At 72.8% G+C, this 9,930-nt stretch carries 9 protein-coding genes; 4 read left to right on the top strand and 5 right to left on the bottom strand.

The annotated features are described in order from the left end of the window. The first annotated feature begins 151 nt into the window (after positions 1-151). Positions 152-517, top strand: a complete 366-nt coding sequence (gene crcB, locus ABYE80_RS11760; RefSeq protein ID WP_372790470.1) for a fluoride efflux transporter CrcB — start codon at positions 152-154, stop codon at positions 515-517. Beyond that, positions 511-1,518, top strand: a complete 1,008-nt coding sequence (locus tag ABYE80_RS11755; protein WP_372790469.1) for a DUF190 domain-containing protein — start codon at positions 511-513, stop codon at positions 1,516-1,518. The genes crcB and ABYE80_RS11755 overlap by 7 nt, the downstream gene beginning before the upstream one ends. A gap of 6 nt (positions 1,519-1,524) precedes the next feature. Here ABYE80_RS11755 and ABYE80_RS11750 read toward each other — a convergent pair whose 3' ends face one another. The 4 genes from ABYE80_RS11750 to ABYE80_RS11735 all read right to left on the bottom strand — a co-directional run bounded on the left by ABYE80_RS11750 (position 1,525) and on the right by ABYE80_RS11735 (position 6,098). Then, positions 1,525-3,414: a heavy metal translocating P-type ATPase gene (locus ABYE80_RS11750; protein WP_372790468.1), complete on the bottom strand. Its 1,890-nt coding sequence runs from the start codon at positions 3,412-3,414 to the stop codon at positions 1,525-1,527. Positions 3,415-3,453: 39 nt separating this feature from the next. Further along, a complete protein-coding gene (locus ABYE80_RS11745; RefSeq protein ID WP_372790467.1) occupies positions 3,454-4,596 on the bottom strand; it encodes a SpoIIE family protein phosphatase in 1,143 nt (380 codons plus the stop codon). Next, entirely contained in the window at positions 4,593-5,390 is a 798-nt protein-coding gene (locus ABYE80_RS11740) for an alpha/beta fold hydrolase (protein WP_372790466.1), read from the bottom strand. The genes ABYE80_RS11745 and ABYE80_RS11740 overlap by 4 nt, the downstream gene beginning before the upstream one ends. Positions 5,391-5,480: 90 nt before the next feature. Further along, positions 5,481-6,098 carry a TetR family transcriptional regulator gene (locus ABYE80_RS11735; protein ID WP_372790465.1) on the bottom strand — a complete coding sequence of 206 codons (618 nt, stop codon included), beginning with the start codon at positions 6,096-6,098 and terminating at the stop codon, positions 5,481-5,483. Between the two features lie 81 nt (positions 6,099-6,179). Between ABYE80_RS11735 and ABYE80_RS11730 the strand changes: the two genes are divergently transcribed. After that, complete coding sequence (locus ABYE80_RS11730; RefSeq protein WP_372790464.1) at positions 6,180-8,318, top strand: MMPL family transporter; 2,139 nt, start codon at positions 6,180-6,182, stop codon at positions 8,316-8,318. An 18-nt stretch (positions 8,319-8,336) separates the two neighbouring features. Here ABYE80_RS11730 and ABYE80_RS11725 read toward each other — a convergent pair whose 3' ends face one another. Further along, entirely contained in the window at positions 8,337-8,948 is a 612-nt protein-coding gene (locus ABYE80_RS11725) for a TetR/AcrR family transcriptional regulator (protein WP_372790463.1), read from the bottom strand. Positions 8,949-9,005: 57 nt separating this feature from the next. Between ABYE80_RS11725 and ABYE80_RS11720 the strand changes: the two genes are divergently transcribed. Next, positions 9,006-9,851 carry an SDR family NAD(P)-dependent oxidoreductase gene (locus ABYE80_RS11720; protein ID WP_372790462.1) on the top strand — a complete coding sequence of 282 codons (846 nt, stop codon included), beginning with the start codon at positions 9,006-9,008 and terminating at the stop codon, positions 9,849-9,851. Positions 9,852-9,930: the final 79 nt, after the last annotated feature.

Here is a 9,930-nt window from a genome sequence, read left to right as displayed (position 1 = left end):
CGACGTTCTCGGCCATGCAGATCGAGGCGCTCACGCTGCTGGACGCGGGCCACGTCGGCCTGGCCGCGACGTACCTGCTCGCCACGGTGTGTGTCGGCTGTGCCGCCGTGCTGCTCGCCTCGAACCTGGTGCGGCGCGCCCACCTGACCGCATGAGCCTCGCGGTCCTCGTCGGTGTCGGCCTGCTGGGCGGGCTGGGAGCGGTCGCCCGCTTCCTGCTGGACGGCGCGGTGTCGCGCCGGACGACGGGCCCGTTCCCCTGGGGCACGCTGACGGTCAACCTGAGCGGGGCGTTCGTCCTCGGCATCCTGGTCGGGGCCGCGGTGGACGGCGACGCGCACCGCCTCGCCGGCACGGGTCTGCTGGGCGCCTTCACCACGTTCAGCACGCTCGCCTTCGAGAGCCATCGCCTGGCGGAGGACGGCCGGTCGCGAGCGGCGGCGGTCAACCTGGCGGCCAGCATGGTCCTCGGCGTCCTGGTCGCCTACGCGGGACGCGAGCTCGGGGGTGCGTGGTGAGCCACGACCTGTCGCGCCTGTCGGTGCTCGCCGGGGAACGCCAGCGCGTGGGCACGGTCGCGCTCGCGGACGCGCTCGTCGAGTCGGCGCTGCGCCACGGGGTGCGATCGGCGATCACCCTGCGTGGCTCCGAGGGGTACGGCCGGGGACGACACCGGCGGTCGGACCGCCTCCTCACCCTCTCCGAGGACCTGCCGCTGGCGTGGCTGGCGATCGCCGAACCCGACCGGATCGACCGGTTGCGCGGCGACGTCTCGAACCTCGGCGTCCACGGACTGGTGACCGTCGAACGCGTCCGGGCGGCACAGAGCGCCCCGGCGGTCCCCGTCACGGGCGACGTGCAGCTCGGTGTCGTCGTGGGCCGCCGCGACCGGGCGTCCTCGCGCCCTGCGCACGAGGCGGTCGTCGCCCTCCTGCACGAGCGGGGGGTCGACGGCGCCACCGTCCTGCTCGGCGTCGACGGCATCCGCCGTGGTCGGCGGCAGCGTGCGCGCCTGCGCGGCAGCAACGCGGAGGTCCCGGTCCTGGTGATCGCCGTCGGCGACGCCGCCCGGATCGCGTCGGCGCTCCCCGAGCTGCGGGCGCTGCTCGACGACCCGCTGATCACCCTCCAGCCGGTCACGATCGTCAAGCGCGACGGCAGGACGCTCGCGCCGCCACGCACCGGCGAGGCCGACTGGACCAAGCTCACCGTGATCGTCGGCGGTCGTGCGGAGCACGCCGGCCGGCCGCTGGCGGGGGAGCTCGTGCGCGCGCTTCGTGGTGCGGGGGCGCCGGGGGCCACCGCGGTGCGCGGGATCTGGGGGTTCCACGGCGACCATGTGCCGCACGGCGACGTGCTGTGGCAGCTGCGGCGGCGCGTGCCCACGGTCGTCGAGGTCGTCGACACCACGTCCCGGATCGGCGACTGGCTCGCCGTCCTGGACGGCCTGACCGACGAGACCGGCCTCGTCACGCTCTCGCCGGTCGCCGCGTGCGCGCCCGGACCGGCTGTGCTCTGAGGGTGCTCAGCCGCGGAGGGCCCGCAGCGCGTTGAGGATGACGGAGAGGTCGATGACCTCCTGGAGCAGCGCTCCGGCCACGGGCGGCAGGTAGCCCGCGGCCGCGAACCCCATCGCGATCATGCTCAGTCCCATGCCCACGAGCACGCTCTGGCGCGCGATGTAGAGCGCGCGGCGCCCGACGTGCACCGCGTCCGCGACGCGGTCGATGCGGTCGACGGTCACGACGGCGTCGGCGGTCTCCGAGGACACGGTGGCCCCGGCTGCGCCCATCGCGATCCCGAGGTCCGCGATCGCCAGCGCCGGAGCGTCGTTGACGCCGTCGCCGACCATGATCACGGGCCGGCACGCCGCGTCCTCGCGCAGCGCGCGAACGACGGCGAGCTTGTCCTGCGGCGACTGCTCGGCGTAGACCCGATCGATGCCGAGCTGCCGCCCCACGCGCTCGGCGACGGACGCACGGTCTCCGGTGACCAGCGCCACGTGACGGATCCCCTCGGCCCGCAGCCGCTCCACGATGCGGTCGGCGTCCGGCCGCAGCTCGTCGGCCAGCACGATCACGCCGGCGGGGACGCCGTCGATCCCCACCAGGATGTGCGCCTCTCCCGAGCCGTGGCCGGTCGCCAGGTACGCGGCCGCCACCGCGTCGGCGTCGTAGCCCTCACTGCGCAGGAACGCTCGGCTGCCCACGGCGACGCGCCGCCCGTCCACGGTCCCGGCGATGCCCTGGCCCGGCGCCTCCTGGACGTCCGTGGGCGCCGACAGCGCGACGTCGGCCTCACGCGCGGCGCGCACCAGGGACTCGCCGAGCAGGTGCGCCGACAGGCGATCGACCGACGCCGCGAGGCGCAGGACCTCCGGGCGGGAGACGTCGCCGAGCGTGACGATCTCCTGCACGTCGGGTGTGCCGACCGTCAGCGTCCCGGTCTTGTCGAACAGCACCGTCCGCGCCTCGCCGAGGGTCTCGATCACGCCGGCGCCCTTGACGATGACGCCGAGCCGTGCTGCGCGCGAGAGCCCGGAGACGAGCGCGATCGGGGCGGCGAGGATGAGCGGGCACGGAGTGGCGACGACCACCACCGCGAGGGCCCGCACGGCGTCGCCGCTGAGCGCCCACGCGATACCGGCGACGAGCAGGGTGACCGGCAGGAAGATGCCGGCGTACCGGTCGGCGAGCCGCATGAAGGGCGCCCGCTGGGCCTCGGCCTGCTCGACCAGGCGGACGAGGGCCGCGTAGGCGCTGTCGGCGGCGGGCCGGTGGGCCCGGACGTCGAAGGGCGCCCCGGCGTTCGCGGTGCCGCTCATGACCTCCATCCCGCTGCGGAGGGTCACCGGCAGCGGCTCGCCGCTCAGCGTGCTCGTGTCGACGACCGCCTCGTCGGTCGCCACGGTGCCGTCGACGGGGACCACCTCACCGGTGCGGACCAGGACGATGTCTCCGGCGGCGACCTGGTCGATGGGCACCTCCCGCAGCTCGCCTCCCACCCGCAGCTGGGCGCTGTGCGGCGCGCGTTCGACCAGCTGGGTCAGCTCACGCCTGGCGCGCGTGGACGCCGCCGCCTCGAGCGCCGCGCCGCCGGAGAACATCAGGCCCACGACGGCGCCGGCGAGCTCCTCCCCCAGCGCCAGCGCACCGACCATCGCGACGAGCGCGATCGTGTCGACCCCGAGGTGCCGGTCGACGATGATCGTGCGCAGGACCTCTCCCGCGAGGTCTGCCGCCAGCAGCGCCACGGCGACGCGCCACACCTGCGTCCCGGCGTCCTCGTGACCGGCGACGTGCAGGGCGAACCCCGTGGCGATCGCGACCACCGCCACCGTCGCGAGGATCCGGGCGCGCGACGCGATCAGCGACCGGATGATGCGCTGCGCGGAAGCGGGGTCGGCGGCCGGCACGAGCCGAGGGTATCCGCCGGGTGGCCGCCGCCGTTGCCGCTACGACGCGTTGGCCCGCGCGCTCGCGACGAGCAGGCAGATGTCGTCGGAGTGCTCGGGATCGTGCAGCCCGCGTACGAGGTCCCCGGCGAGCTGCGACGGCGGCGCCCCGCGGTGGCGGGTGAGACCGTCGACCAGCCGGTCGAGCCCGACGTCCAGCGACACGGAGCGTCGCTCGACGAGCCCGTCGGTGTACAGCAGGACCACGCTCCCGGGCGGCAGCTCGGCGTGAGCCTCGTCCCGCGGGCGGCCCGGGTCGGGATGCGCGTCGAGCGGCAGCGACCGACCACCCCAGAGCAGCGTCGGGGCCTCGCCCGGTCGCGCGAGGACGGGCGGCGGATGCCCGGCCGCCGCGTACCGCAGCGTGCTCCTGCGGACGTCGAGCTGCGCGTAGACGAGCGTCGTCATCGTGCCCGCCCCGTGGCGGCGCACGTAACCGTCCATCGCTTCGAGCAGCCCGGACGGCCCCAGCCCCGTCCAGGCGAAGGCGCGGACCGCGCTGCGCAGCTGTCCCATCGTGACCGCGGCGTCGACCCCACGTCCCACCACGTCGCCGACGACGAGCCCGAGGGTCTCCCCCGGCTCCAGCCAGAACGCGTCGTACCAGTCGCCCCCGACCTCGAGGCCGCTCACGGCAGGCCGGTAGGTGACGTGGAGGTCGAATCCCTCGGGCTGAGGAAGCTCGCTGACGAGCATGCCGCGCTGCAACGTGCGGGCGGTCTCCCGCTCACGCCGCCGCGCGGCCAGGAGCTCGTCCTCGTACCTCCGGCGATCCGCGGCCGGGAACAGGACCACGAAGATGCCCTGCGGGGTGCCGTCGGGGGCGGGCCGCAGGACGCAGCTCATGAACGCCGGCAGCCGTGAGCCGTCGGCGCGAAGGACCTCCACGGCGATCTCGTTGACCTGCCCCTGCATCATCAGCAGGGGCGCGAGATGGGTCTCCCAGAAGATGCGGGCGCCCGGGGCCAGCAGCTCCTGGAGACGGCGCCGCTCCACGAGCTCCTCCTGGCCGTACCCGGTCAGGGCGAGGAACGTCTCGTTGACCCGGGTGACGACGCCGTCCGACGTGACGGCGAGGTAGCCGCAGGGCGCGTGCTCGAAGAGCTCGTCCGCCGACTCGACGAGTCGGTCCCCGCGCTTCACAGGCCGAGGTAGGACCGCATCGCGCCGACGGTCTCCTCCGGCGCGCTGAGGTTGGGGCAGTGGCCCGTGGCGGTGAGCTGCACGAGCTCGCTCTCCGGCAGGTGCTCGTGCACGTACCGGCCGACGGTGTCGGGGGCGATGACGTCCTGCGAGCACTGCAGCACGAGCGCGGGCGTCGTCACGCGCGCGAGGTCGGCGCGGTTGTCGGAGAGGAACGTGGTGCGGGCGAACCGCGCGGCGATCTCGGGGTCCGTCCGGCAGAAGCTGTTGGTGAGCTCCTCGCCCAGCTCGGGGCGGTCGGGGTTCCCCATGATCACGGGCGCCATGGTCCCGGACCAGCCGAGGTAGTTGCTCTCGAGCGACGCGAGCAGGCCGTCGATGTCCTCGCGCGTGAAACCGCCGACGTAGTCGTCGTCGTCGATGTACCGCGGGGACGGACCGATCAGGACGAGACGTCCGAACCGGTCGGGCGCCTCGATCGCGGCGAGCGCCCCGATCATCGCGCTCACGGAGTGGCCGACGAAGACCACGTCACGCAGGTCGAGCTCCTCCAGGATCGCGAGGACGTCGTCGGCGTAGCCGCGCAACGAGTCGTAGCGCTGGGGGTCGTACGCCGACAGGTCCGACCCGCCGTAGCCCATGTGGTCGAACAGCACGATGCGATGGGTGTCGGCGAACGCCGGCCACACGTGCCGCCACATGTGCTGGTCGCAGCCGAACCCGTGCGCGAGGACCATGGGCCGCCCCTCCAGCCGCCCGTGCGTGACCACGTTGTGGCGGGCGCAGGCGCTCATGGCGTCCTTGTCGGGCAGCGTGATCCGGGCGTCATGGCAGCTCGACGTTACCCGCTCCGGGGCGCCACGACACCCGTTAGGGCTCCAGCGTCAGGTCCGAGAGGGGTCCTGCCGCCGCCGGTCGAGCGCCAGGACGCCCGCGCGCAGGAACGCGAGGACGTCGTCGAGCGGCTCCAGCGCCTCGGCGAGCCCGGCCGGCTCGGGGGTGCCGGGCGCGGGCCGGAGCACGCCGAGCCCGGCGGCGGTCGCGGCGGCGATCAGCCGGGGATGCAGGTCCTGCGGCTCGAGACCGGTCTCGACGGCGACCGCCTCGGCGATCACGCCTTCGAAGCGGGTCGTCAGCTGCCGCTCGAAGGCGAGCAGCTCCTCGTTGTCGTCGATGACCTGATGGCGGGCGATCATGAGCTGGTCGGGGACGCCCTCGGCATCGAGCATCTCGGTGATCCACGCGCGGACGGCGTCCAGGACGTCCGCGTCCCCGCGTGCGGCGAGACGGTCGGCGAGGCTCCGGAACTTCGCGTCGAAGTCGGAGAACAGCACGCTCTCCTTCGACGGGAAGTAGCTGAAGAAGGTCCGGGGGGCGATCTCGGCCGCCTCGGCGATGTCGGCGATGGTGGTGGCGTCGTACCCCCGCTCGGCGAACAGGCGGACCGCGGCCTCCTCGATCGCCCGCGCTGTCTTCTCCTTCTTGCGCTCCCGCAGTCCCATGCGCCCAGCGTACCAATTGTCACAGAGTGTGCATTTTGACTCTCCGCGCATTTTTGCAGTCAGTGCGTTATTCTCGTCGCCATGCAGCGTCTCGCACAGTGGTGCCACGACCGCCACCGGACCGTCATCGCCGTCTGGCTCACCGTGATCGTCGGCACCGGTGCCCTCGCGGGCCTCGCCGGCGGCGGCTTCGTCGACAACTTCTCCCTGCCGAGCAGCGAGTCGCAGAAGGCCGTCGACCTGCTCGAGCAGCGGTTCCCGCAGCAGGCCGGCGACGCGAGCCAGGTCGTCTTCAAGGCCGACACCGGCACGCTCGCCGACGCCGCCCACAAGCCCGACATCCAGGCTCTCGTCCGGGAGCTCGCGACGCTGCCGAGCGTCGCCTCGGTGCAGGACCCGTTCGCGAGCGCAGGATCCGTGAGCCGCGACGGACGGATCGGGTTCGCCACCATCGTCTTCGACGAGCAGGCGAGTGACCTGAAGCGCGAGGACGTGGAGCGGGTCATCGCGGTCGCCCGAGCCGCCGACCGCGACGGCCTCCAGGTCAACCTCGGGGGCTACGCGATCAAGTTCGCCCAGCAGCCCGAGCAGTCGGCGACCGAGATCATCGGCGTGGGCGTCGCGATCGTCGTCCTCATCGTCGTGCTCGGTTCGGTGGCGGCCATGACGATGCCGCTCATCGTCGCCTTCGCCTCGATCGGCGTGGCGATCGCCCTCGTGCTCGTCGCCTCGTCCATGTTCGACATCGCGAGCTTCGCCCCGACCCTCGCGGTCATGATCGCGCTCGGCGTCGGCATCGACTACGCCCTGTTGATCCTCAACCGCTTCCGCGGCGAACGCCGGCGCGGCAACGAGGTCCGCGACGCGACCGTCAACGCGCTGAACACCGCCGGACGGTCGGTCCTGTTCGCGGGCACCACCGTCGTCATCGCGCTGATCGGGATGCTGCTGCTGGGCATCTCGTTCCTCAACGGGCCTGCGCTCGCCTCCGCCCTCGCCGTGTTCCTCACGATGGTGGGATCGCTCACCCTGCTCCCGGCCCTGCTGGGCCTGTTCGGCCACAGGGTCAAGCTCGGGAAGGGCACGGGCGACCCGGACGCGAACCCGGGTGCCTGGGCGAAGTGGGCACGGATCGTCGAGCGGCGACCCCGCCTCCTGGCCGTCGCCACGGTCGCCCTGATCGCGGTGATCGCCTTCCCCGCCCTCGGGATGCAACTCGGGTCCAGCGACTCGGGCACCGACGCGCCCGGCTCGACCACCCGCCTCGCCTACGACCAGCTGTCGGAGGGCTTCGGCCCGGGATTCAACGGCCCGTTCCTGGTCGTCACCGAGCTGCCGGCCGGCGGTGACGAGGCCGGCCTCGACGAGCTCAACGCCGCGCTCGCCTCCACGACTGGCGTCGCCGCCGTCACCCCGCCGACGCTGAACGCGGACGCGGACACCGCGACCATGACGGTGTTCCCCACGTCCAAGCCCCAGGACGCAGCCACCCAGGACCTGCTCGAGCGCCTGCGATCGGGGACGATCCCGCCCGTCGAGCGGGCCACGGGGATCACGGCCAGCGTCGGCGGGGGGACGGCGACCACCGCCGACCTCAACGACGTCCTCGCCGGCAAGCTGCCGCTGTTCGTCCTGGTCGTGGTGGGGTTGTCGCTGCTCCTCCTGGCGGTCGTCTTCCGGTCCCTGCTCATCCCCGCGAAGGCGGCGGTGATGAACGTCCTCAGCATCGGCGCCGCCCTCGGCGTCATCACCTTCGTGTTCCAGGACGGCCACCTCGCCTCGCTGCTCGGCGTCGAGACCACCGGCCCGATCGAGGCGTTCTTCCCGGTCTTCGTCTTCGCGATCGTGTTCGGGCTGTCGATGGACTACGAGGTGTTCCTCGTCACGCGGATGCACGAGGAATGGGAGAAGGGCGGCGATCCGGCGCGGGCCGTGCGCAACGGCCTGGCGCTGACCGGCAAGGTCATCATGGCCGCCGCCATCATCATGGTCAGCGTCTTCGGTGCGTTCATGCTGGGCGACGACCGGACCATCAAGCTGTTCGGCCTCGGCCTCGCGAGCGCGGTCTTCGTCGACGCGTTCATCATCCGGCTGGTCCTCGTGCCCGCCCTGATGTTCACGTTCGGCCGGTGGAGCTGGTGGATGCCCGCGGGCCTGGAGCGGCGACTGCCGCGGCTCTCGGTCGAGGGGCCGCCGCAGCCCGCGCCCGACCCCGCGTGAGACCCCGCCGGGATCCGTTCACGTCCGCAGACCGCTGACGACCAGCCGCACGATGCGGCCCAGGCGCTCGCTGAACTCGGCGGGCGTGGTGGACGACGGGTCCTCCCCCTTTGCGCCGTGTGCGCAGTCGAACAGCGCCGCCGCGGCCTTCGGAGCGCTCAGACCGCTGGCGGCGAGGTCGGCCTCGCCGCGGCGGACCGCGTCCCGCAGCAGACCGGCCAGGAGCCGCTCGGAGCGCTCCTGCGAGTCCCGCGCGATGTCCCCGCACAGCCTGCTGTGCAGGTCGTACAACTCGGCCGCGTGCGGCGACACCGCGGTCAGCGCCACCCACTGACCGAACCGCGCCTCGAACACGGCGACGAGGCGGTCTTCGAGCGACCCGGAGGCGTGCTCGGACGCCGCGGCCCCCATCGCCGCCAGGTGGTCCTCGTGCAGTCCCCTGACGAGGGCACGGAACAGCTCCTCCTTGCCCTTCCAGTGCGTGTAGAGCGTCGCCCGGGAGACGCCGGCTCGCCGGGCCACGCTCTCCATGGACGACCGCCGGAAGCCGTGCACGGAGAACTCCTCCATCGCCGCCTGAAGCAGCGCGGCGCTGGTGGCCACGGCCCGTGCACTCGTTCGCGACGCCATGCGGACAAGGATGAACGAACTTGACAAGTTCTGCAAGTTCTGTCTAGTTTGTGCGCCATGACCACCACCTCGCAGGCGATCCTCATCACCGGGTGCTCCACGGGCATCGGACGGGCCACCGCGGTACGCCTGGCGGCCACCGGGCGTCCGGTCTACGCGACCGCCCGTCGCGAGGAGACCATCGCCGACCTCCGTGACGCCGGCTGCCGCACGCTCTCGCTCGACGTCACCGACGAGGGATCGATGCGGGCGGCGGTCGATCACGTGGTCGAGCAGCACGGCGCCGTGGGGGCGCTGGTCAACAACGCCGGGTACTCGCAGTCCGGGGCGGTCGAGACCGTGACACCCGATGCGCTGCGCAGGCAGTTCGAGACCAACGTCTTCGGGCTCGTGCGGATGAGCCAGCTCGTGCTGCCGGGCATGCGCGGCCAGGGCTCGGGCCGGATCGTGAACATCAGCTCGATGGGCGCGAACTTCACCTTCCCGGGCGGCGGCGTCTACCACGCGACGAAGTACGCGGTCGAGGCGCTCAGCGACGCGCTGCGCTTCGAGGTCGCCGGCTTCGGCGTCGGCGTCTCGATCATCCAGCCGGGACTGATCCGCACCGAGTTCGCGTCAACCGCCGGCAACGAGATCTCCGCCGAGGACGGCCCGTACGCGGAGTTCAACGCCAGCGTCGCCGCGGCCACCAAGGAGGTCTACGAGAAGGGCCCGCTCGCCAAGCTCGGCGGGGATCCCGACGACGTGGCCAAGGCGATCGAGAAGGCGATCACCGCCCGCAAGGCCCCGATCCGCGTCCGGGTCACCCCCTCCGCCCATCTGCTCGTCGGGCAGCGCCGGCTCATGACGGCCCGCATGTGGGACATGTTCGTCGGCACCCAGTTCAAGCGGCCAGGCGCGTAGGAGGCGGCGCGGGCCGGACCGCGCCGTGGGTTCACCCACGACTGACATATCAGTTCCTGCGCGCAGGTATCGCACTTCG

The organism is Paraconexibacter sp. (assembly GCF_041602235.1).
In the GTDB taxonomy this organism is placed as follows: Bacteria; Actinomycetota; Thermoleophilia; order Solirubrobacterales; family Solirubrobacteraceae; genus Paraconexibacter.
Note: the sequence above shows the minus strand (reverse complement) of the source record. Positions and strands in the feature narration are given on the sequence as shown.

Excerpts from the sequence above, each read along its gene's own strand:
- ABYE80_RS11740 (WP_372790466.1), bottom strand. The coding sequence starts at position 5,390 with ATGAGCGCCTGCGCCCGCCACAACGTGGTCACGCACGGGCGGCTGGAG.
- ABYE80_RS11725 (WP_372790463.1), bottom strand. The coding sequence starts at position 8,948 with ATGGCGTCGCGAACGAGTGCACGGGCCGTGGCCACCAGCGCCGCGCTG.
- crcB (WP_372790470.1), top strand. The coding sequence starts at position 152 with ATGAGCCTCGCGGTCCTCGTCGGTGTCGGCCTGCTGGGCGGGCTGGGA.
- ABYE80_RS11735 (WP_372790465.1), bottom strand. The coding sequence starts at position 6,098 with ATGGGACTGCGGGAGCGCAAGAAGGAGAAGACAGCGCGGGCGATCGAG.
- ABYE80_RS11720 (WP_372790462.1), top strand. The coding sequence starts at position 9,006 with ATGACCACCACCTCGCAGGCGATCCTCATCACCGGGTGCTCCACGGGC.
- ABYE80_RS11730 (WP_372790464.1), top strand. The coding sequence starts at position 6,180 with ATGCAGCGTCTCGCACAGTGGTGCCACGACCGCCACCGGACCGTCATC.